Source organism: Gordonia oleivorans (assembly GCF_040044975.1).
Classification (GTDB): domain Bacteria; phylum Actinomycetota; class Actinomycetes; order Mycobacteriales; family Mycobacteriaceae; genus Gordonia; species Gordonia oleivorans.
Map to the genome: position 1 here is coordinate 1 of NZ_JBDZDI010000018.1, position 22,706 is coordinate 22,706.

The following is a 22,706-nucleotide window of genomic DNA, read 5'->3' on the forward strand; positions in this document are numbered from 1 at the left end:
TGGACATGCGCAACGCCGGAACTCCTCAGGTTTAGTCTTCGCAAACCAAACCTTAAGCAGGACAACGGCGTTGCGCCCTCACGCCACGCCGAACCCACCCACAACTACGTCACAAGAGCCGTGTTTCGACGAGATCGATCACAGTGCCCTGCTGCAACGGGTGCGTGCTCGGATCGCCGATAAACGTGTTCTGGCCTTGGTCAAGGCGTTCCTCAAAGCGGGCGTCTTGGGTGAGGATCAGCTGACGCGGTATGCCGACTCCGGAACTCCGCAGGGCGGTATCTTGTCGCCTCTGTTGGCCAACATCGCCTTATCGGTCCTGGATGAGCACGTCGAGGGCTGGTGGGCGGCACACACGAATTCCACGGCCCGTTTCCGGCACCGGAAATCCGGAGGAGCGACGTACCGGCTGGCCCGGTACGCCGATGACTTCGTGATCATGGTGAACGGGACGCAGGCGCACGCGGAGTCGTTGTGGACCAGTGTGGGTGACATCCTGGCCCCCATGGGGTTACGCCTGTCGGCGGAAAAGACCAGGGTCGTCCACATCGACGAGGGCTTTGACTTTCTGGGTTTCCACATCCAGCGGCATACCCAGCGAGGCGGCACCCGGCGACATGTCTACATATATCCGTCGAAGAAGTCAGTGGCTTCGATCCGACGGCGTATCAAAGACGTCACCACACAGATCACCCAGCTATCCGCGGATCAGATGTTCCGAGTACTCGGTCCCATCGTTCGCGGATGGACACAGTATTTCTGCACCAGTTCGGCCAGCGACGCATTCGGCGACCTCAATTACTTTCTGTGGCGTCGGGTGTGGCAATGGCTCCGGCACAAGCACCCGCGGACCGGCCGCAGGGACTTGGTTCGGAGATACTTCCGAACGTGGTGGCCGGAATACAACGGGGTCAGGCTCTTCGACCCGGCAGCGGTACGCATCCAGCGTTACCACTACCGCGGCACCAAGATCCCCAACCCCTGGGAACCCCACTCACACGCCGTCCCAGCGTGACCTAGGGAGAGCCGGATGCGGTGAAAGTCGCACGTCCGGTTCGGAGGCGCGGCCCCGGGAAATAGCCCGCGAGCAATCGCGGACACTACGCCCGGGGTCGACGCTCACCATATGGGGTTGTTGATCCCCACCATGTTGTCGGATCGGGCTGTCATCTGGCGTGATCCGGTCACCGGGGAAACCATCACCACCTATCCGCGGTAGGCGGCTGGCTTCGGCTGGTGCTGCGCTGCAATCGGTTTCCAGCATCGGGTTGCGAAAGTGGTGTCGACCTCGACAAGCTCGGCCCGGCGGATACGCGACGAGCTCGCTGCGCTCGCGCGGCGCACGCGACCAACGGGGGTTGCGTGGTCTCGAGGCTCGTCGCCCATGGGCTCCTCGCACCTCGACCGTCGGGAGTTGGGTTGTGCTGCAATTTGTTTCCCGAATCGGGTTGCGCGGTCTCGACCTCGACAAGCTCGGCCCGGCGGACACGCCAGGGGCTCGCAGGATCGCACGAGGCGACTCGACCAGTGGCCGTGGCACTCGAAGCTGATCTCAGCTCTGACGACTCTCGCGATCCTGAAGGTCGCGCAGTGCGCGCGCCTTGACCAATGCCGCGGACCGGCCCTTCCGTCCGGCGATCGCGTCGATTCCTGGCCACGTCACCGTTTCGATCGGTGCCAGGCCGCGTCGGTGGGCCTCGGCGAGAAGTGATGCCACGCCGAGAGATACGTCGAGAATCCCGTTCAGCCATCGTGGCGTCGGACCATCCATGGCGCCGGCTGCGCGCACCGATTCGGTGAGGACCGGCCACAGCGTATGCAAGGTATCCGGCGACTTGTCGATGACCTTGGCGATCTTCGCCGGGCTCACATCGGGTGAGGTGAGCATCGAGCGCATGGCCAACCGAACCGAATCCGCGCCAAAGCGACCGAAGTTGATCATCCACCACACCGCGTAGGTGTCGGCGTATGAATTGCACAGGTGACTCAGTGCAATCGCCACCATCGACACCGTCAGTGGCGGTGGCGGACTCGACTTCGTCGGCGGTGAGTCGGTCTTGGACTCTCGATCACGCCAGCGGGACACTATGATTCGCTCGGAATCGGCATCCCAGTGCAGCCACGCCGAGCGAGCCGTTGCCTCGGCGATCGGGTGCTCCACACCGGATGCCTGTCCCTCGTGCTGCAGCGGGTAGAGCCAGGTGGTCGGCATCCGGAAGGTGCTTCCGGGAAACTGCGGATACGTCAGCAACACCTTCATGGCCCGCCGGGTGGTGGTGGCGCCTTCCTCCCACACCACCGTGATGGTCGCGCCGTCGTCGATGGCGGCCGGTGGCGCGATATCGGGTGACCACACGTCGTCGACGGTATAACTGCCGAATCGCGATGCGGGTGCCGCGGGCTCTGGCGGTCGCGGCGAGGTGATCATCTCCGGCAGCGTCCCGACGACCGTTCGAGCCGCGGCGACCGCGACCCCGGAACCTTTGCGAACGGCCAACTTCCGCACTCCCGGCAGTGCGAGAGAATCGGCGGGGGCGGTACCGCCCGCGACAGCGACGCGCACCGACGGCAGCAGCGCGGCGAGGGTGTCGACGACGACGTCGGTTCCACTGAACACTCGTGTCGCTTCGGCGGCCACTGCGGCGAGATCGTCGAGGATCGGCCACACGACACTGAGGAGGCCGTCGTCGGCGAGTTCCTTCAGGGCTCGTGCGAATGCGGCCACGTTCTGCGGCGTCTCGAACGAGTCCAGGAATCGGACCTCGGCCACACCGGGCCGGAGGAGTCCCCGCGCGAACGCATCGAGCACCGCCTGGTGGGCATCGGCCGCAGCGCGCGGATGCGGATCACGTTGTGCGCCAAGCATGTTGATGGATGCGCCCGGTGGTAGAGGCGAACCACGACGGGCAAGCTGACGCAGGATCTCACCTTGACCGGGGTCGGCCTCGTAGTCCCAGCCGACCGAACCCATAGCCGCGTCGCCCCATGTCGGAAACTCCCAGAACTTCCGTGAATAGCTGTATCGATCGCCGAAGCGCCCATAGAGATCGGTCAACGCGGCCGGCACATGCACATTGCCCGGATGCCACCGGCCCTGCTGCATCACCATCGCGGGCTCGGGGATCGGCTCGTCGACGTACGCACCGACGATCTCGCCCGCAGACCGCGAGTTCTGTTTCCCGCGATGGTCGACGACAGCAACACCGCTCGCCCGCAGGTCGGTCGAGAGCTCCGAGGTCACCGTTGCAAGATCCAGGCGAGTCAGTGCCAATGCCAGGTCTTCCTCGGACGCCGAAACATCATGCAGTGCATAGCTGGTCATCCGGCTCAGCAGATCGGCCGCATCGATGCGGAGATCATCCCAACTCGGCTGCGACAGCACGCACGGAATCTCGCCGAGCCGGCACACCACCGCGTAGTCGCGGGCCTGGGTGAAGCCGTAGGGCTGGTAGGCCTTTCGCGGCAGTTGCCCCTGTCGCCACTCGCTGATCCACGCCAGTCCGAGGCGTTCCGAGTCCCGCACCCCGCGAACCGCGGTGCGCGTTGCCTCGAGGTCGTCGCTTGCGCAGGTGACCGCCAACGCCAAGAACCTTTCCAGTTCAACTGAGGCGAAATCGTGCTCGGCCGAATCCATCAGTGGACGTATCGATTCGGTCAGACGATCCGGCGTCGCGGCGCCGGCATCGAAGCGGGGGACCGTCCACACCTCGGGTGTCGGGGACCACGCAACGACGTCGGACGGAGCGTCGGCGACGTCGACCGACATCTCCCAGGCCTGTGTCAGCGCCGCAAGGGATTTCACGTCGGCCGACGACGTGGCCACCTCGGCCAGTGCTGCCGACACCTCCGCGACCGTGGCGTCGTCGGGTCGTGATCGGCCCGCGAGGGCGTCGAAGATCAGGGTGCGCAGACGACGTGCCTTCACGCCGGGCACGGTGACGGCCACGAGGTCGGCGAGTAGTTCGTCGGGCCCACTGGTGAACAGCGGCAGTCCGAGTCGCTCGATGATCTCCGGTGTCCCGGTCGCCAAAGCCGGTATCCACTGCTCGGCGCGGTCGGCGATCTCGCTGTCGCTCATCGCGAGTTCGGTGGTGAGGAACTGTGCCCACGCCGCGCGATCACCGGGGCGGCGCGCGGCATCGAGACCGACGACGGCCAGATCGAGCATCTCGTCCCGGTCGATCAGCCCGCGCGAGACCCCGGCCGCGAGAGCAGGACGCAAAGGTCCCGTCATCGGTGCGCCGACTGCCACCGCCGCGCGGGCGTGTTCGGCGAAGCGGGCGACGATGTGATCGGCGGTGACGAGCGTGGGGCCGGATCGGGTGAACTCCGCGGTACTGCGGTGCAGCGCCGCGTCGGCGTAGGCGGCCCAATCGATCAGGTAATCGACGTTGTCCGGCACCGGAAGCTCGAGATCGAGGACCAGCCGCAAGGCCACGTCCGCGAACACGGTCGGCTGATGCGTCATGGCGCGCCGTGAGCTCGTGCAGACCCGGCCGATGAATTGTGTCGCGAAGGCCGTCCCGCGGTCGGAGATCACCTGGAGCAGTGCGGCGCGCGGCACCTCGAACGGCACGATGGACGCGGCCCGCCGGGCGTCGACCCCCACCCGGATGGCGAAGATCGAGAGGCGGTTCAGGTCGGCATGGCCCACCTTGCTGATCCAGGTCCACACTCCGGAGTCGTCCTGGTCGTACACCTGCAGCGGCCCGGTCGCCAGGCCGTCGCGAGCGCGGCGCCGCTGATCGTCGGTGCCGATGTCGGCGGTGGCCAGCCGGTCGTACGGCAGGTCGGGCCAACCGAGTTCGGTGAAGATCGAGACCGCGTCCTCACGGGATTGGGCGGTCATGGCCGGCCTCCTTGCATCGGGTCATCGGGGCGCATTCCGGCGGCGATCCGCGCGGCGAGCACATGTTTGCACGGACCGCGATCACCGCCGTGACGCAGATACCAGGTACAGGTGCACCGAGCCTGCGCGACAGCGGGATTCAGGTGGACCCGGTACTCGGACACTGTCCACAGATCGTCGTGCTCGTGGGTGACCGCATGCTCGGCGACGAGCTTCCGCGCCGCCCGCAACCGCGGATTGTCGCGCTCGATTCGGTTCGGATCGTCGGGCAGTTCACGATGAAACCACCTGTCCTCGTGGGCATCCCAACCGACACGCCCTGAGGCGGCGAGAACGGCGAGCGCACCTGCTGCGCGATCGGCATCGATATCGGCCTCGCGTGCCAGGCGGGCGACGTCGATGACCGGATCGAAGGCCAGCAGGACGGAAAGCATTGCGGCATCGTCGAGTACCTGATCGCCGGCTAATGCCGCCAGCAACGATCCCTCACCGGAAAACCCGCGCCACGGCTCACTGGTCAGCCCGATCGTGAGCCGCGCTCCGGGCAACGTCACCTCGAACACCGAGGGTGCACCGTCACCCCCGTCACCGACGATCGCCCGATACGCCGTCAGCCCATCGACATGAATCATCATGCGCCGCAACACATCGAGCCGGTTCATTCCGTGCACGAAGACGCCGTCGGGCACCTCCCGACGACTCACGCGGGCGCCGGTACGATCGGCGACCACCCATCCCCGTTCGGCTTTCGCCGTCGCATGCGGCAGCGTTGCGATGAACCGTCGTGCGCGGGTGCGGTCGAGGGTGAACACCGGCCGCGCACCGTGATGAAGGTGAGCGGCGTTGCCCAGGGCGCGGACCCACCGATCGGGCATGTCCACCGGACGTTCGACGGCCGTGGCCGCCATCGTCGACGCGCGTAGCCCGCCCGAACCGACGTCGAGGTGCAGGAGGTCGGTGCGCCGTACACGGCCCAGGGCGGTGCGGGTCGGCAGGTTGATATCGACGTTGGTGGTGCCGGTGCCGATCTCGCCACCGTCGAGCCCCGAGCCCAGGACGTCGAGTCGGGCGTACACCCCATTGCACGCGGAGAACACCTCGGCGCGCAGCCGGTCGCGATTCGCGGTGAGGACCGGATCGCGCTGACTGGCCGGGGTGAACTGGAAGTAGCGGGTGCCGGTGACGTCGGCGAGGGCCAGCAGTCCCTGGGCGACCACGACCGGATGGGTGGCGAATCCGTGGAAGAAGCTCGGATCGGTGTCGAGGCCGCCGGGAACCCGGGCCGGTGCGAGGGCCAGCGCCAGTCGGTCGGCCTCGAGCGTGGACGCCCCCACGAACATGCGCTCACTCATCGCCCCGCACCATATCGGACCGGCGAGGGACCACCGCGCGACGTCATTCACGGGAACGCCGAGCGACAGCTCCCCGGCGCGACTTTCACCCACCCCGAGCAAGAAACCCCATCGCCTCTGGTCACGCCGCCGCAACTGTGGCAGACTTGTCGCCGTGATCAAGAGCTGTCAGGAGTGTTGTCAGGGCTGAGCCCGCGTCGTCGTTTTTTCACGACACAGCGGTGGCCCCCTCGCCAACCCTCCCGCTCGTTTCGATCACTTTCGAGGTTTCCTCCCATGACCGCATCGGTCCAGCTTCTCGCACCTGTTTCTGCTCCCGCCCCCAGCGCTCCGCTGTCGCTGCGCATCGCCGACTACCGCGACGCTCTCGCCGCCGGCGCCACCCCCATTGACGTGCGCAGTCAGCGCAAACGCCAGGCCGACGGCGCGCTGCTCGGTGCGATCGCCGTCGACGCCGCCGAGGCGATCGACCTGCTCACCCCGGGTTCGCCGTCCGCCCTGCGTATCGCCGCCGGTGATGCCCGTTGGATTCTCGTCTCCGACGACGGCCACGAAGCCGAGTGGCTGGCCTGGCATCTGCAGGCGCGCGGCGTCCCCGGAGCGGTGTTCGTGATCGGCGGATATCGCGGTCTGCGTCGCGCCGGGATCAACGGGCAGATCAACCAGGGTGAGCTCGACGTCTTCTCCGCCCACTGACCCGCGGGTGACCCACGCGACGCAACTTGGCCGACGCCCCGACCACCGAATACCCTCACGTGCGTGAGTGACGCCCAGACATCCCAGGCCCCCGCCTCGTCGGCCGACGAGCAGACTCCCGAGCAGCTGCGTATCCGCCGGGAGAAGCGGGAGCGGATTCTCGGAGAAGGACGCGACGCCTACCCGGTGTCGATTCCGCGCACCCACAGCCTCGCCGAGATCCGCGCGACGTACCCCGACCTGGAGGCCGGCACCGAAACCGGTGAGATCGTCGGCGTCGCCGGGCGCATCATCTTCCTCCGCAACAAGGGCAAGCTGTGCTTCGCGACGCTGCAGGAGGGCGATGGGACGCAGCTGCAGGCGATGATCTCCTTCAACGGTGTCGGCGAGGATTCCCTGGCCCGATGGAAGGCCGAAACAGATCTCGGGGACATCGTCTTCGTCCACGGCGAGGTGATCAGCTCCCGCACCGGCGAGCTGTCGGTGATGGCCGACTCCTGGGAGATGGCCTCCAAGGCGCTGCGTCCGCTGCCGGTCGCGCACAAGGACATGAACGAGGAGACCCGCGTCCGGCAACGCTACGTCGACCTCATCATGCGTCCCGAGGCCCGGCAGATCGCCCGCACCCGCATCGCGGTGATCTCCGAACTGCGCAAGGCCCTCGACCGCCGTGACTTCCTCGAGGTCGAGACCCCGATGCTGCAGACCCTGCACGGCGGTGCCGCGGCGCGCCCGTTCACCACGCGCTCCAACGCCTTCGACATCGACCTGTTCCTGCGGATCGCGCCGGAACTGTTCCTCAAGCGCTGCATCGTCGGCGGAATCGAGCGGGTCTTCGAGATCAACCGCAACTTCCGCAACGAGGGCGCCGACTCCACCCACTCGCCGGAATTCGCGATGCTGGAGACCTATCAGGCCTACGGCACCTACGACGACGCCGCGGTGATGACCCGCGAACTCGTGCAGGAAGTGGCGCAGGGCGCGCTCGGCACGCTCACCCCGACGATGCCCGACGGCTCGGTATACGACCTGTCCGGTGAGTGGACGCCGCTGTCGATGTACCCGTCCCTGTCGGAAGCCCTCGGCGAACAGATCGTGCCGATGAGTGACTCCGGCGGCACCAGCGTCGACGAACTGCTGGCGATCGCCGCCCGTGTCGGCCTGGAGATCCCCAAGGACAAGGGCTACGGGCACGGCAAGCTCGTTGAAGAACTGTGGGAACACATGGTGGGCCAACACCTTTCGCAGCCCGTCTTCGTGCGCGACTTCCCGGTCGAGACGTCACCGCTGGTGCGCGCCCACCGCAGCACCCCCGGCGTGGTGGAGAAGTGGGATCTCTACGTCCGCGGCTTCGAATTGGCCACCGGCTACTCCGAACTCGTCGACCCGATCATCCAGCGGGAACGTTTCGTCGACCAGGCGCGCCTCGCCGCAGCCGGCGACGACGAGGCGATGGTCCTCGACGAAGAGTTCTTGGCCGCAATGGAATACGGCATGCCGCCGACCGCCGGCACCGGCATGGGCATCGACCGGCTGCTGATGGCGCTCACCGGTCTCGGCATTCGCGAGACCATCCTGTTCCCGTTGGTGAAGCCGCTGCGGGACTGAGCCTGCGAGAGCGGTTCAGAACCTGCTCAGCAGCCGACGGGCGGTGAACACCGTCCCGCCGATGCCGAAAAGCAGTGCCAGCAACCCGATCCCGGCGGTCTGGATGATGTGCTCGGTGCGGGTACGACCCCGCGTCGGAGTCATCACGACCGGGTCATCCGGGCCGATGGTCTCGCGGTCGGCCGCGTAGCCGTCGGGTGCCTCGAAGGACAACTCGTCCGGCAGCGTTGGTGACGGGACAGCGGGCAGCGTGACCGTCGTCGGGGTCAGGAGAAGGTCAGGGCTGTTGCGGCCCTGCGAAACACACCGGTCGCCGGCGCCCATCGAGGTGCCGGCGCACTCATCGGGGTCGGCAAGCATCATGATGCCGAAGACGATCCCGAACACCGACCCGATCGCGATCGCGATCGAGCGCAACGTCCCGATCGAATCTGCCTTTCCCGGCTGTGCCTGTCCCGCCTCTGCTTGTTCGTTACCCCGACCCACCAGTCAGTTGTGTCACATCCGTTCACCGCGACGCAAATACGTCGCGTACCGCGTCGACCGAATCGCCGACGCGGTGCCACCGCTCGTCCGGTGTTTCCAAGGTCCGGGTTTGTCGCCGCGCCACGTCGGCAGTGGCGTCGGATGCATCCGGACCGCGATGCTCGATGCGTGAGATACGTTCGCTCTCGGGGAGTTCCAGCCATACTCCGGTGAATACGCAGCCCGCGTGCTCGGCCACATCGGCGATCGCCTCGGATTGCGTGCGCCGCCCGAACACCGCGTCGGCGATGACGCTCATCCCGTTCGCGAGGTCAAGGCCCGCCAGCCGAAACACCTCGGTGTAGACGCCGGCCCGCGCCTCGTCGGTGTAGGCCGAGCGGGGCAGCGGCTCGTCGACGGCCACCCCGGCGAGCCGTTTGCGGAGCACGTCGGTGCGCAGAATCCGCGCACCCGGGGCCGGTGCGAGATCACCGCCGACGGCCCGCGCCACCGTCGACTTCCCGGTACCCGACCCGCCGCCGATCGCGACGAGCCGCGGTGCGACGGGTTCGGTAAAGCCCAGCGCCAGAGCAAGATACGAGTTGGCCCGATCGGCGGCACCCTCGGCGGCGGCGACATGTGCACGGACCGTCGCCCGCACACCGAGGATCAGCGGCAGCAGTGCGAAGCCGTCCTCATCGTCGGCGGAGAGATCGAGGTAGGCGTTGATGACGACGTTGGCCTCATGCCGTAACCCGCGGGCCCACAGATCCATCACCAGGAAGCCGATGTCGTAGAGCACGTCGGTGGTGGCCATCTCGGCGTCGAATTCCAGGCAGTCGAACGGAATTGGCTCGCCGTCGACGACGGCGATGTTGCCCAGATGCAGATCACCATGCCCGTGCCGGACGCGCCCGGCCCGTGCGCGAGCGTCCATCAGGTCGGCGTGCGCGGCGATCATGGCGGTCAAACGGTCGGTGAGTTGTTGTGCCAGTGCGGGTTCCAGGATCTCGGGGAACACCGACATACTCGCCAGATTTCCGTCGACGACCTCCTGCAATCGGGTTGCGCCGTGCGGATCGTCGGACACCTGTGCGTCGCGGTGCATGTCGACGACGCGTGCGGCGAGGTTCTGCAGCAGGCGGTCATCGAGGGCTCCGGCGTCGGCCTGCCGGCTGAGCAGCGCATCGTCGGCGAAGCGCGTCATCTCGAGAACCCAGTCGACGGTCTCGCCGGGTCCGTCCAGCGACGCCGATCCGTCATCGGCGCGCCGCAGTGCGTGCAGTCCGAGGTAGATGTCGGGGGCGGTGCGGCGATTGAGGTCGAGTTCGGCGGCAAGGGCGTCGTGTCGCAGGTCGGGGGTGGAGAAGTCGAAGTAGCGCAACCGAACCGGCCGTTTGAGCTTCCACGCCCGATCACCGTTGAGCAGGATGGTCGCGCCGTGCGTGTCGATGCGGGTGGTGGGCGCAGCGGGGTCGAGGACACCGGTCTGGGCCAGCAGGTCGGTGCTCTCGGTCTCACGGGTCCGCGCGGAAGTCACGCATCAAGCACATCACAGGTCATGGAGGTCGGCTGGACGAGGTCGCATGGCTCTTTGACCGGTCAGCTGTTGCAGACTTTGGTCGGTCGACACGCCGAGGTCATCCGGTGATCAAACGTCTACGATCTGTGACACACAGGCGTGGCGCGTCGGACTGCCGTAAGCCATACCGCCGGTCGCAGAGTCGGTCCTGATGACTACGCTGGGTGGTCATATCACGGGCACGGCAGATGCTGGGACGGTTCACATGGGTATTGGACAACGACTCTGGGATGACGGCGTTTTCGTGCCCGAAGGCGACAACACGCCACAACCGGTGTTCGTCAACGCTCTGCTGGCGCGACTTGGGTTGCTCGATGCCCCGCGCGACAAGCAGGAGTCGGGCATCGCCACCTGGTTGCAGTCCAACCAACCCAGCAAGACCCTGATCATCAGCCTCGAGCGTCAAGGGTTTGGCGACCTACTGCACTGACCGCAAAGTCCTGTTCTATCGGTGATGCCGGCGGCCGGATCGGTAGGAACAGCACACGCTCATTGATAGCGTCGGGAGCCATGGGTATGTGGGCAACCGGGCCGTTCGGCAACGCCAAGGCGCTCGACTTCGTCGGTGACGTGGTGGATCAGCTGACCGAGCCGATCGCCGAGTTCCTGGAGTCGCCGTCGATCGACGAGACCTTCGACGAAGCGTTCGCCGCCCTAGCCCCGCTCAACGAGGTGATGGCACGTACGCCCGTTCGGCCGTGGGGTGGTGACGGTCCGTCGGCCGGCGATCTCCGCGTGACGTTCCTGCGGTGCTATGACGACCAGGTCGGTGACATGGGCGCGGGCGAGCAGTTCTCGCCCGATCAGCGGGCTGCGCTGGTCGCCGAACTCGACCGGTATGCCGGGCTCCACGGCGGATGACTGAAGTCGTCCCCGTCAGCGGTTCTCACTGGAAATATCCGGTGAGCTCGCCTCACGGAGACGTTTGTGGGCATTCCTCGTCGGCACCGCGCTGGCAAAAACTCCAGTGTGAGGCATGCGAGATACGCACGGGCATAAGGGATCAAGACCGACTGCGTCGAGCAACGCCTCGCTGCTCGACATGCCAAAAGTGGGGGAAGAATCTTCTTCCCCCACCTGTTGCTTCCTTCCCCAGCAGTTTCGTGCCGACGAGACGATTTCCGGGGGAGGAACGTTCTTCCCCACTTTCAGCCGCTCACGCCAACTCCCGTTTGAGGATCTTCCCCGCGGCGTTGCGCGGGAACGCGTCGACGAACACCACCGAGCGCGGCACCTTGAAGTTCGCGAGATACTCACGCGCATAAGCGATCACACCGTCCTCGTCGAGGTCGGCGTCATCGCGGACGGTGAGATAGGCCCGCCCCACCTCACCGAGACGTTCGTCGGGCACCCCGATCACCGCGGATTCGGTCACCCCGTCGAGTCGGGCGAGGGTCTGCTCGATCTCGGCGGGATAGACGTTGAAGCCGCCGCAGATGTACATGTCCTTCAGGCGGTCGGTGATCTTGAGGTTGCCGCGCTCATCGATGGTGCCGATGTCGCCGGTGTGCAACCAGCCGTCGGCGTCGACGGTCTCCGCGGTGGCCTGCTCGTTGTCGAGGTAGCCGCGCATCACCATCTTCCCGCGGGCGAGGACCTCGCCCTGATCCGACAGTGCGATCTCCATCCCCGCAAACGCCCGGCCGCAGGTGTTGGCGACGGTCTCGTCGTCGTCATCGGGGGTGCAGGTCGAGACGAATCCACTGGCCTCGGTGAGGCCGTACGCGGTGATGACGGTGTCGACGCCGAGATCGGCCTGGATCCGTTCGATGAGGACGACCGGCACGATGGCCGCACCGGTCACCACCAGCCGTAGCGAGGAAAGGTCGAGGCAGTCGCGGGCCGGATCGTCGAGGATGGTCTGGAAGATCGTCGGTGCCCCGGGGAACACGGTGATGCGCTGGGCAGCAACCTGTTTCATCGCCTCGCTCGGTGAGTAGACGGCCAGCGGATACATGGTGGTGCCGAACAGGGTGCACGGCAGGATGCCGGCCTTGTAGCCGAAGGTGTGGAAGTACGGGTTGACCATCAGATAGCGGTCATCGGGGGAGAGTCGGCCGTTGGCGCCCCAGGCATGTGAGCCGGCGAGAGTCTGCTGATGTTCCGCCAGAACACCTTTCGACTTTCCGGTCGTACCCGAGGTGAACAGAACGTCGGAGATGTCGTCGGGCGCAACCGCTTCGGCCCGGTGTTGTGCCTCCGCCCGGGTCTCGTCGGTGGCGCGGGCCAGGAAGGCGTCCCAGTCCAGAACTCTGTCGAGGGGTTCAGCGCCGGCCGAGAACGGAATCCGCACGACCACCTGGGGAAGCGCGGCAGCGTGGTCCCGGATCAGGTCCGCGGCGTGATCCGCCCCGAGGAACTCGCCGGACACGAAGACCGCCTGCGCATCGGACCGTTCGATGACGTCGATCGCCTCACCCGCGGTATAGCGCGTGTTCAACGGAACCAGCACCGCGCCCGCGTGATGGACGCCGAGTGCGGCGACCGGCCAGTGATGACTGTTGGGTGACCACAGTGCCACCCGGTCGCCGGGCCGGATGCCCGACGCGATCAGTGCGGCGGCGACGTCGATGACCCGCTCCCGCAATTGTGCCCACGTGAGCGCGACGGGCGTGCTCCACTGGGTGTCGACCAGGGCCGGACGATCCGGCCACGACGTGGCGGCCCGCGTCAGCGCGGCGGGGGTCGTCGAGACGCTCTCCATGCTCCCAACCTAGCACTTGCTTGGTGGGCTATGCTAGCGATCATGACCTCGATCAATCTGGCAGACAGATCTCTGGATCTGGGCGAATGGGCAGCTCAGACGCCCGACGCCACCAGGATCTTCGCCAAGGCGGTCCGCGACTGGCTGGCCGAGAACCTCGTCGGCGACTTCGCCGACCTCCGGGGCTGCGGCGGGCCGGGCAGCGAGCACGAGTTCTTCGCAGAGCGACTCGAATGGGACCGGCACCTCGCTCGCGCCGGCTGGACCTGCCTGGGCTGGCCGACCCGCCACGGCGGTCGCGGCGCCACCCTCGAGCAGCGGATCATCTTCCATCAGGAGTACGCCCGAGCCAACGCGCCCGCCCGCGTCAATCACCTCGGCGAGGAACTCCTCGGCCCGACACTGATCGAATACGGAACTCCCGAGCAGCAGCAGCGTCTCCTGCCGGGCATCGTCGACGTCACCGAGCTCTGGGCGCAGGGATACTCCGAGCCGGGCGCCGGATCGGACCTCGCGGGCGTGTCGACGTCGGCGCGACTCGACGACGACGGCCGCTGGCATCTCAACGGCCAGAAGATCTGGACCTCCCTCGCCCACGTCGCACAGTGGGTCTTCGTCATCGCGCGCAGCGAACCCGGCTCCAGTCGGCACCATGGACTGAGCTTCCTGCTGGTCCCCCTCGACCAACAGGGGATCACGGTCCGGCCCATCCAACAACTCACCGGCACATCGGAATTCAACGAGGTCTTCTTCGACGACGCCGTCACCGACGCCGATCTCATCGTCGGCGAGCCCGGCCAGGGTTGGTCGGTCGCGATGGGACTTCTGCAGTTCGAACGCGGCGTGTCCACGCTCGGTCAACAGGTGGGCTTCGCCCGCGAGCTCGACTCCATCACCGAGATCGCCCGCACCAACGGCGCCATCGATAATCCGGAGATCGCCACCCGAGTGGTCCGCGCCGACATCGGCCTGAAGGTGATGCGTGCCCACGCGCAACGCACCCTCGACGGTGACGTCGTCTCCCAGGCGGGTGCGGCGTCGGTGGCAAAACTGTTGTGGGCCAATTGGCATCGCGATCTCGGTGCACTCGGCATGGACGTTCTCGGTGCACCGTCGCTCATCGGACCCGGCGCCACCGTCGAAGGCCGACCCAACGACATCACCGACCCCGAACACGTCGAACTCGACGAATGGCAACGACTGTTCCTGTTCACCCGCGCCGACACCATCTACGGCGGGTCGAATGAGGTGCAGCGCAACATCATAGCCGAGCGAGTCCTCGGCCTACCGCGGGAGGCACGCGCATGACTGTATCCGACACCCAGGCCGACCAGACCGGCCGATCGTCACTGGCCGATCCGCCGGCGGAGACGCCCGGGCACGGACTCCTGTTGGGCCGCAAGGTGGTTGTCACCGCGGCCGCCGGAACCGGCATCGGTTTCGCCACCGCCCGCCGCGCACTACTCGAGGGTGCCGACGTCCTCATCTCCGACTGGCACGAACGTCGCCTCGCCGAGGCGCACGACGCACTCGCCGCGGAGTTCGCCGACCAGACCGTCACCCAAGCGCCGTGCGATGTCTCCGACACCGACCAGGTGGACGCGCTGATCACCCGCGCCGCAGACGAACTCGGCCGGGTCGACGTCCTGGTCAACAATGCCGGTCTCGGTGGTGAGACGCCGGTCGCCGACATGACCGACGACCAATGGGATCGTGTCCTCGACATCACCCTCAACGGCACCTTCCGTGCCACCCGCGCCGCACTGCGCTACTTCCGCGCCGTCGAACACGGCGGCGTGATCGTCAACAACGCCTCCGTCCTCGGGTGGCGCGCCCAGCGCGGCCAGGCCCACTACGCCGCGGCCAAGGCCGGGGTGATGGCACTGACCCGTTGTGCCGCAGTCGAAGCCGCCGACTTCGGGGTGCGCATCAACGCCGTCGCCCCGTCTATCGCCAAGCACCCGTTCCTGGCGAAGGTCACCAGTGACGACCTTCTCGACGAACTCGCCTCCCGCGAGGCCTACGGCCGCGCCGCGGAGGTCTGGGAGGTCGCGGCCACCATCGCGATGCTCGCCAGCGACTACACCACGTACCTGACCGGCGAGGTGGTCTCCATCTCCAGCCAACGCGCCTGAGCGCAACCAGAACCGAACCAGGAGAACAGATGTCCGCACCACAGGCCTACATCGTCGACGCCCTCCGCACCCCGGTCGGCAGACGCAATGGCGCCCTCGCCAAGACCCATCCCGCCGACCTCGGTGCGCATGTGATCACCGCGATCCTCGATCGCACCGGCATCGACCCGATGATCGTCGACGATGTGGTGTTCGGCTGCGTCGATGCGATCGGCCCGCAGGCCGGCAACATCGCGCGCACCGCATGGCTCGCCGCCGGTGGACCACTGGCCATTCCGGGGACAACCGTCGACCGCCAATGCGGTTCCAGCCAGCAGGCGATCCACTTCGCCGCGCAGGGCGTGATGAGCGGCACCCAGGACGTCGTCCTCGCCGGTGGTGTCCAGAACATGAGCGCCATCCCCATCAGCCAGGCCATGATCGCCGGGCAGGAGTTCGGATTCACCACGCCCACAGCCGAATCCGCGGGCTGGCGGGAGCGCTTCGGGGATGCCGAGATCTCCCAGTTCGCCGGCGCCGACGCGATCGCGTCCAAGTGGGACATCAGCCGCGAGGACATGGAGGCGTGGGCGCTGCAATCGCATCAGCGCGCCAAGACGGCCATCGCCGAAGGTCGTTTCGACAAGGAGAACGTGCCGCTCGGCGACTGTGTCGTCGACGAATGCCCGCGCGAGACCTCACTGGAGAAGATGGCCGGTCTGGCGCCCCTCGCCGAGGGGTCACGGCTCACCGCTGCCGTCGCGTCACAGATCTCCGACGGCGCGTCGGCGGCGCTCGTCGTCTCCGAACGGGCACTGAAAGAGTACGGACTCACCCCGCGGGCGCGGATCCATCACCTGTCGGTGCGCGGCGACGACCCGGTGATGATGCTCTCGGCTCCTATCCCGGCCACCGCCTACGCGCTGGCGAAGACCGGGCTGAGCATCGACGACATCGACGTCATCGAGATCAACGAGGCCTTCGCGTCGGTGGTGCTGGCCTGGCTCAAGGAGACCGGTGCCGATCCGGCGAAGGTCAATCCGAACGGCGGCGCCATCGCCCTGGGCCACCCGCTCGGCGCGACCGGCGCCAAGCTGTTCGCCACACTGCTCAACGAACTCGAACGCACCGGCGGTCGCTACGGACTGGAGACCATGTGCGAGGGCGGCGGCACGGCGAACGTCACGATCATCGAGAGGCTCGGCTGACACTGACAGCGTCGTCAACGGGGAGGCGAGCGCTGTCAACGCTGGTGAGGGCGCCGTCGAACCATCTGGGAACATCTGTAGTCACATGCCTGTGATGTGTCGCATACTATGGTGGAACGAATGGGCGTGAACGTCTCAGCGGTGCCCGCCGCGAGCGTCGCCTGATGATCGACCAATCTGGAGGCGGCGATGACCAAACCTGCTGACGTGTCCACCAAGATCGAGGGGAACGTCTCCTCGGAGGCGCACTCGATGACCGAACTGCTGGAGATCCAGCGAGCCGCGTTCCTGCGCGACGGCATTCCGGATGCGAACACCCGCATCGATCGGATCACCCGACTGACCGCCCTGCTGCTCGACCACGGTGACGAGATCGCCGAGGCGCTGACCGTCGACTTCGGGTCGCGACCCAAGGAACTCAGCATCGCCTCCGATGTCGCGGGTTGCATGATCGACCTTGCCCATCAGCGTCGCGGGGTCAAGGAATGGATGGCCGAGTCGCCGTCGGCAAAGGTCCAGGGCCTGATGGGCTTCAAGCAGCGCGTCCGTCACGACCCGCTCGGTGTCGTCGGCATCATGGGGCCGTGGAACTTCCCGTTGCAGCTCACCTTCGTGCCCGCGGGATCGGCCTTCGCCGCCGGTAACCGCGTCCTGATGCGCCCGTCGTCGATCACCGCCCGCACCACCGCGGTGATCGCCAAGTACGCACCCGACTACTTCTCCATCGAGGAACTCGCCGTCATCACGCCCAAGCATGGGTCGGGTTCGGATTTCGCGAAGCTCACTGTCGACCACATGTTCTTCACCGGTTCGCCCGACGTCGGCAAGTCCGTCGCGCAGGAAGCCGCCAAGAACCTGGTGCCGGTCACCCTTGAACTCGGTGGCAAGAACCCGGCTGTCGTCGACGTCTCGGCCGACATCGACAAGGCCGCGAAGATGCTCGCCGATGCCCGCATGGTCAACGGCGGCCAGGTCTGCCTCTGCCCCGATTACGTCTTCGTCCCGGAGGCCAAACTCGGCGAGTTCACCGACAAGGTGATGGCCCGTTGGACCGCGAATTTCGCGACCATCTACGACAATCCGCAGTACACCTCCACGATCAACCAGAAGAACTACGACCGCATCGTCGACCTGATCGACGACGCCGTCTCGCTGGGCGCGGAAAAGCGTCAGGTGATCCCCGGTGGCGAGCCGCTGCCGTCGGCCGAGCGTCGCAAGATCCCGCCGACCCTGCTCACCGGGGTGAAGGCCGGCATGAAGATCGCCGACGACGAGGTCTTCGGTCCGGTCCTGTCGGTGTACCCGTACCGCGACCTGACCGAGGCCATCAACCACATCGCGAGCAACCCGCATCCGCTGACGATGTACTGGTGTGGCGACGACAACGACAACCTCAAGCGTCTCGCCGACAACACCCGCTCGGGGTCGATCAACGGCAACGACTTCGCCCTGCACATGTTCGGGGCGGAACTGCCGTTCGGTGGCGTCGGCCGCAGCGGCATGGGTGCCTACCACGGCAAGACCGGCTTCGACACGTTCAGTCACGCACGCGCCGTGGCATATTCGTCGATGCCGTTCACCGTGGCCGAGATGATGTCGCCGCCGTTCCTGCCGCGTGACACCAAGATGGGCAACGCACAGATGAAGCTGTGGGGCTTCTTCAACAAGCGTGCGCAGAAGAAGGTGCGTAAGTAGCGCCGGATCGCCGAAACCGACTGGGCCACCCCCATACCCAAGCGCTTGCTAGGGTATGGGGGTGGCGCCACGTAACGGTACTTCCCGTCGCGACGAACTGCTGACGACCGCGAGTGCGATGTTCGCCGAGCAGGGACTTCGCTCGACCACGGTTCGCGACATCGCCGACGCCGCCGGCATCCTGTCGGGCAGTCTGTATCACCATTTCGACTCCAAGGAATCGATGGTCGACGAGATCCTGCGCGGCTTCCTCGATTCGTTGTTCGGTCGGTACCAGCAGATCGCCGACGCCGGACTCTCGGCCGCCGACACCCTCCGGCAACTCGTGATCGCTTCCTTCGAGTCGATCGACGCCGACCACAACGCCGTCGCGATCTATCAGGACGAGGCCAAACGGCTTGCGCCACAAGATCGTTTCGCCTACATCCGAGAACGCAACACCGAGTTCCGGACCCTGTGGCATGCGGTGCTGACCCGTGGTGTCGCCGACGGCGAGTTCCGCTCCGACCTCGACGTCGAACTCGTCTACCGCTTCCTGCGTGACACCGTGTGGGTGGCGGTGCGGTGGTATCGCCCGGGCGGCAGCATGGGCGTCGAGCAGATCGCCGATCAGTACCTGTCGGTGGTGCTCGACGGGATCCTGCCGCGCACCTGAGCAAGGAAACTTAGGTTACCCTTCCTTTTGTTGGGCGTACGCGTTAACGTACGCGTATGACATCCACCGCGGAGGCCCCGCCGAGTCCGGTCGCCACGGCACCGGACGCCGACACCGATGCCCACGCCAGAGCCCGGGAGAACTCCGGCGCGCTCCGGGAACTGCTGGCGCCGGTCAGATCCCGGGTCAGGCTGGGCCAGTCGCTGCAACTCCTCGCCTCCGCGGCGACGGTCGTGCCCTTCATCGGCATCGTCGAACTCGGTCACACGCTGCTCACGCCCGGACCGGTCGATGAGTCACGCGTCTGGGTGATCGTGGTGATCGTCGTCGCTGGGCTCGTCGCGCGGGGTCTCTTCGGTGGCGCCGCGCTCGGGGTGACGCATTACGCGGACATCGACCTGCAGGCGATTCTCCGCCGACGCATCGTCGCCAAACTCGGACGCCTCCCGCTGGGCTGGTTCAGTGCCAACACCTCTGGAGTCGTCCGCAAGACGGTGCAGCACGATGTCGGTGAACTCCACTACCTCGTCGCACATGCGGATGTGGAAACGACTGCGGCCGTGGCGACTCCACTCTTCGCGCTGATCTACTGCTTCGTTCTCGACTGGCGTCTGGGCCTGCTCGCCATCGCGACCCTGCCGCTCTACGCGATCGCCTACGCCTGGATGATCCGCGACAGCACCGCACAACAGGCGAAGATGAATGCGTCGCTGGAGAAGATCAGTGCCACCATCGTCGAGTTCGTGACCGGGGTGGCCGTCGTCAAGACCTTCGGACGCACCGGACGCGCACATCAGGCATTCATCGACGCCGCAGACGAATTCAACGACGACTTCGAGGGATACATCCGTCCGATGCTGCGCATCGAGGCGCTCGCCGGTGTGATGCTGTCGGCGCCGCTGATACTGCTGGTGAACCTCGGTGGTGGCTACTGGTTCGTCCGCGAGGGATGGGTCGCCCCGATCGACATGCTGGGCGCGACGCTGATCGCCATGGTGTTGCCGAGCACTCTGATGGCCGCAATGATGGCCATGCACAATCGGCAGCAGGCCGCCGCGGCAGCCGGACGCATCGTCGACCTGCTGACGTTGCCGGAACTGCCGATCACGGCACATCCCGTTGTCCCCGAGAGTAATTCGGTGGTCATCGATGCCGTGAGCTACACCTATCCGGATACGGGGCAGGGCAACGGCGTGACGGCTCTGCGCGAGGTGAGCCTCACGCTGCCCGCCGGGAGCCTGACCGCGGTCGTCGGTCCCTCGGGCAGTGGGAAGTCCACTCTCGCGACACTCATCCCGCGCTTCGTCGATCCCGATGCCGGCCGGGTCACCATCGGTGGCGTCGACGTGCGCGACATCGACCCCGAGGTGCTCTACCGGCACGTGGGATTCGTGCTCCAGGATGTCGCATTACTCGAACTGACTGTGGCGGAGAATATCCGGCTCGGGCGGCCCGATGCCTCGGATGCGGAGGTCGAGGCGGCGGCACGCGCCGGACGGATCCACGATCGAATCGTCGCCCTACCGCGCGGATATCACTCGGTGATCGGGGTCGACGCGCACCTGTCCGGCGGTGAGGCGCAACGCGTCGCGATCGCACGCGCGTTTCTGTGTGCGATGCGCCGATCCTGATCCTGGACGAGGCCACCGCATTCGCCGATCCGGAGTCCGAAGCCGATATCCAGCAGGCGATTTCAACCCTGATCGCCGGTCGCACCGTTCTGGTGATCGCGCATCGTCTGGGTTCCATCACTCATGCCGACTCGATCGTCGTGCTCGAATCCGGGCGGATCGCGGAACGAGGCACTCACGATCAGTTGCTGGCCGCGGGCGGGTCGTATGCCGCGCTGTGGGCCGCCTGGCAACGGGGCACCGAGCCGACCCAAGAGGCCGAGTCGACCGAACAGAATGACGGAGAGACACCATGATTCGCGGATACCTGACCATCCTCGGTGACGAACGTCGCCGGTTGTATGTGGTCCTTGCCTGGGCCGTCGCCTACGGCGTGGCCCAGGGGGTGTCGATGCTGCTGTTGGTGCCGATCACCCGCGCCCTCTTCGACGGCGACGTCCACACCGCCGGAGGATGGTTGCTGCTCCTCATTCCGGTGGTCGCACTGTGCTGCGTGACGTTCTACCTGCAATCGTTGTCCGCCATGCAGATGGCCGTACACACGATGCGTGCTCTGCATCATCGCCTCGGTGACCATCTGGTCACGTTGCCACTCGGCTGGTTCACCCGAGACAAGACGGCGTCGGTCTCCCAAATAGCGGTCAAGGGAACGATGTTCGTCGGAAGCGCCGGAGCGCACCTGATGACCCCGATCATCACCAACCTCGCCGGATCGGCCACCGTCGTGGTCGGACTGTTCTTCTTCGACTGGCGGATCGGACTCACCGCCGCCATCGGAGCGATGGTGCTCTGGGGAGTGGGAATGCGTGCGAGCGCGCTGATCGCCGACGCGGAGTCGCACAACCATGACACCGCGGTGACAGTGAACGGCCGGGTCCTCGAGGTGGCGCGCCACCAGCCGACCCTACGGGCCTTCGGGAGCGCCGGTGCCGATTACCGGCCACTGGAAGACGCTCTCGAGCAACAGCATTCGATCGGTCGGTCGATGATGGGCCGATCGGTGACCGGTCTGCTGATCAACGGGCTCGCGGTACAGGCGGTCTTCACCGCGATCCTCGTCGTCGGAGCGGCACTCGCGGTCTCCGGTGACATAGAGGCGGCTGTGGTGATGGCGGTGTTCGGTCTTGCGGCCCGCTTCACCGACCCGATTTCCGAACTCGCCGAACTCGGTTCGGCGATGCGGATGTCCACCGCGGAGATCGATCGGATCACCGACATCCTGCACACCCCGGCGATGCCGCAACCCGCGTCGCCGGTCGCCCCGACCGAACGCGGGTCGATCGAGTTGGTGGACGTGTCGTTCTCCTACGACAGTGATCCGGACGACGGTGATCCGGACGACGGTGATCCGGACGACGGTGATCCGGACGTCACCGCCGGCACCGGGTCGCCTCCATCACGGGTTGTCCTGCGCGACATCGGTTTCAGTGTTCCGAACGGGTCGATGACCGCCCTCGTCGGTCCGTCGGGCTCCGGGAAGACCACCGCCACCCGGCTGATCGCCCGTTTCTACGACGCCACGGCGGGAACGGTCCGCGTCGGCGGCGTGGACGTTCGCGATCAGGACACCGCGACACTGATGGCGCAGTTGTCGCTGGTGTTCCAGGACGTGTATCTCTTCGACGACACGCTGTGGGAGAACATCCGGATCGGTCGTCTCGACGCCACCGACGACGACATACGTCGGGCGGCCGCCACCGCGGGTGTCGACTCCATCGTGGAGCGACTGCCCGGCGGATGGGAGACGCGGGTGGGCGAAGGCGGTTCGGCGCTGTCCGGCGGGGAGCGGCAGCGCGTCTCGATTGCCCGCGCACTGGTGAAGAACGCGCCGATCGTGCTGTTCGACGAGGCGACGAGCGCGCTCGACCCGGAGAACGAGGCACATGTCGCGGCGTCGATCCGGGAACTGGCCCGAGAATCCACGGTGCTGGTGATCGCGCACAAGATCTCCACCGTCCTCGCCGCCGACCAGATCGTGGTGCTGACCTCTGACGGGCGCCTCGCGGACATCGGACGCCACGACGAATTGTTGGCCCGCGGCGGGACCTACGCCGACTTCTGGCGACAGCGCAACGCGGCGGCCGGATGGACGATGGGCGTCGCTCAACCCGCGGGTACCGCAGGCTGATGCGCCGTCGACGGTAGTG

Annotated in this window: 16 protein-coding genes and 1 pseudogene; 12 read left to right on the plus strand and 5 right to left on the minus strand. The window is 66.5% G+C overall.

The features are described from left to right. Positions 1–1,015, plus strand: a 1,015-nt coding sequence (locus ABLE92_RS20055; protein WP_348806554.1) for a reverse transcriptase domain-containing protein, incomplete at its 5' end; no start/stop codon positions are given. A gap of 537 nt (positions 1,016–1,552) precedes the next feature. On the opposite strand, the gene ABLE92_RS20060 is transcribed toward ABLE92_RS20055, so the two are convergent. Next, a complete protein-coding gene (locus ABLE92_RS20060) occupies positions 1,553–4,849 on the minus strand; it encodes a hypothetical protein (protein WP_348806555.1) in 3,297 nt (1,098 codons plus the stop codon). After that, complete coding sequence (locus tag ABLE92_RS20065) at positions 4,846–6,201, minus strand: SWIM zinc finger family protein (RefSeq protein WP_348806556.1); 1,356 nt, start codon at positions 6,199–6,201, stop codon at positions 4,846–4,848. Before ABLE92_RS20065 ends, ABLE92_RS20060 begins: the two co-directional genes overlap by 4 nt. 276 nt (positions 6,202–6,477) lie before the next feature. Here ABLE92_RS20065 and ABLE92_RS20070 point away from each other — a divergent pair, with 276 nt between their 5' ends. Together ABLE92_RS20070 and lysS are read left to right on the plus strand one after the other, a co-directional pair. Further along, on the plus strand, positions 6,478–6,897 hold the full coding sequence (locus tag ABLE92_RS20070) for a rhodanese-like domain-containing protein (protein ID WP_348806557.1): 420 nt from the start codon (positions 6,478–6,480) through the stop codon (positions 6,895–6,897). A gap of 63 nt (positions 6,898–6,960) precedes the next feature. Next, on the plus strand, positions 6,961–8,505 hold the full coding sequence (gene lysS / locus ABLE92_RS20075; RefSeq protein ID WP_348806558.1) for a lysine--tRNA ligase: 1,545 nt from the start codon (positions 6,961–6,963) through the stop codon (positions 8,503–8,505). Positions 8,506–8,520: 15 nt separating this feature from the next. Here lysS and ABLE92_RS20080 read toward each other — a convergent pair whose 3' ends face one another. Both ABLE92_RS20080 and ABLE92_RS20085 read right to left on the minus strand, forming a co-directional pair. Continuing rightward, positions 8,521–8,991: a hypothetical protein gene (locus ABLE92_RS20080; protein ID WP_348806559.1), complete on the minus strand. Its 471-nt coding sequence runs from the start codon at positions 8,989–8,991 to the stop codon at positions 8,521–8,523. A gap of 22 nt (positions 8,992–9,013) precedes the next feature. After that, on the minus strand, positions 9,014–10,510 hold the full coding sequence (locus ABLE92_RS20085; protein WP_348806560.1) for a bifunctional aminoglycoside phosphotransferase/ATP-binding protein: 1,497 nt from the start codon (positions 10,508–10,510) through the stop codon (positions 9,014–9,016). A gap of 193 nt (positions 10,511–10,703) precedes the next feature. Here ABLE92_RS20085 and ABLE92_RS20090 point away from each other — a divergent pair, with 193 nt between their 5' ends. Both ABLE92_RS20090 and ABLE92_RS20095 read left to right on the plus strand, forming a co-directional pair. Continuing rightward, positions 10,704–10,982, plus strand: a complete 279-nt coding sequence (locus ABLE92_RS20090) for a hypothetical protein (RefSeq protein ID WP_348806561.1) — start codon at positions 10,704–10,706, stop codon at positions 10,980–10,982. An 80-nt stretch (positions 10,983–11,062) separates the two neighbouring features. Further along, a complete protein-coding gene (locus ABLE92_RS20095; RefSeq protein WP_348806562.1) occupies positions 11,063–11,413 on the plus strand; it encodes a DUF4259 domain-containing protein in 351 nt (116 codons plus the stop codon). 295 nt (positions 11,414–11,708) lie between these two features. Here ABLE92_RS20095 and ABLE92_RS20100 read toward each other — a convergent pair whose 3' ends face one another. Further along, positions 11,709–13,256 (minus strand): FadD3 family acyl-CoA ligase, encoded by a 1,548-nt coding sequence (locus ABLE92_RS20100; RefSeq protein WP_348806563.1) that lies wholly within the window; start codon positions 13,254–13,256, stop codon positions 11,709–11,711. 42 nt (positions 13,257–13,298) lie between these two features. Between ABLE92_RS20100 and ABLE92_RS20105 the strand changes: the two genes are divergently transcribed. From ABLE92_RS20105 to ABLE92_RS20135, 7 genes and pseudogenes are all read left to right on the plus strand, one after another. Continuing rightward, positions 13,299–14,564, plus strand: coding sequence for an acyl-CoA dehydrogenase family protein (locus ABLE92_RS20105; protein WP_348806564.1), 1,266 nt, complete (start codon positions 13,299–13,301; stop codon positions 14,562–14,564). Continuing rightward, positions 14,561–15,391, plus strand: a complete 831-nt coding sequence (locus ABLE92_RS20110; protein WP_348806565.1) for an SDR family oxidoreductase — start codon at positions 14,561–14,563, stop codon at positions 15,389–15,391. Before ABLE92_RS20105 ends, ABLE92_RS20110 begins: the two co-directional genes overlap by 4 nt. Before the next feature lie 29 nt (positions 15,392–15,420). Continuing rightward, on the plus strand, positions 15,421–16,578 hold the full coding sequence (locus ABLE92_RS20115) for an acetyl-CoA C-acetyltransferase (protein ID WP_348806566.1): 1,158 nt from the start codon (positions 15,421–15,423) through the stop codon (positions 16,576–16,578). A 189-nt stretch (positions 16,579–16,767) separates the two neighbouring features. After that, positions 16,768–18,273: an aldehyde dehydrogenase family protein gene (locus ABLE92_RS20120; protein ID WP_348806567.1), complete on the plus strand. Its 1,506-nt coding sequence runs from the start codon at positions 16,768–16,770 to the stop codon at positions 18,271–18,273. 61 nt (positions 18,274–18,334) lie between these two features. Further along, positions 18,335–18,928: a TetR/AcrR family transcriptional regulator gene (locus tag ABLE92_RS20125; protein WP_348806568.1), complete on the plus strand. Its 594-nt coding sequence runs from the start codon at positions 18,335–18,337 to the stop codon at positions 18,926–18,928. 56 nt (positions 18,929–18,984) lie between these two features. Continuing rightward, positions 18,985–20,855: pseudogene (locus ABLE92_RS20130) on the plus strand (ABC transporter ATP-binding protein). Next, complete coding sequence (locus tag ABLE92_RS20135; RefSeq protein WP_348806569.1) at positions 20,852–22,687, plus strand: ABC transporter ATP-binding protein; 1,836 nt, start codon at positions 20,852–20,854, stop codon at positions 22,685–22,687. Before ABLE92_RS20130 ends, ABLE92_RS20135 begins: the two are co-directional and overlap by 4 nt. Positions 22,688–22,706 lie beyond the last annotated feature (19 nt).

Bases quoted from the DNA above. Each gene is read 5' to 3' on its own strand.
- ABLE92_RS20070 (WP_348806557.1), top strand. From the start codon at position 6,478: ATGACCGCATCGGTCCAGCTTCTCGCACCTGTTTCTGCTCCCGCCCCC.
- ABLE92_RS20135 (WP_348806569.1), top strand. From the start codon at position 20,852: ATGATTCGCGGATACCTGACCATCCTCGGTGACGAACGTCGCCGGTTG.
- ABLE92_RS20090 (WP_348806561.1), top strand. From the start codon at position 10,704: ATGACTACGCTGGGTGGTCATATCACGGGCACGGCAGATGCTGGGACG.
- ABLE92_RS20105 (WP_348806564.1), top strand. From the start codon at position 13,299: ATGACCTCGATCAATCTGGCAGACAGATCTCTGGATCTGGGCGAATGG.
- ABLE92_RS20065 (WP_348806556.1), bottom strand. From the start codon at position 6,201: ATGAGTGAGCGCATGTTCGTGGGGGCGTCCACGCTCGAGGCCGACCGA.
- ABLE92_RS20095 (WP_348806562.1), top strand. From the start codon at position 11,063: ATGGGTATGTGGGCAACCGGGCCGTTCGGCAACGCCAAGGCGCTCGAC.
- ABLE92_RS20100 (WP_348806563.1), bottom strand. From the start codon at position 13,256: ATGGAGAGCGTCTCGACGACCCCCGCCGCGCTGACGCGGGCCGCCACG.
- ABLE92_RS20060 (WP_348806555.1), bottom strand. From the start codon at position 4,849: ATGACCGCCCAATCCCGTGAGGACGCGGTCTCGATCTTCACCGAACTC.
- ABLE92_RS20120 (WP_348806567.1), top strand. From the start codon at position 16,768: ATGACCAAACCTGCTGACGTGTCCACCAAGATCGAGGGGAACGTCTCC.
- ABLE92_RS20110 (WP_348806565.1), top strand. From the start codon at position 14,561: ATGACTGTATCCGACACCCAGGCCGACCAGACCGGCCGATCGTCACTG.
- ABLE92_RS20115 (WP_348806566.1), top strand. From the start codon at position 15,421: ATGTCCGCACCACAGGCCTACATCGTCGACGCCCTCCGCACCCCGGTC.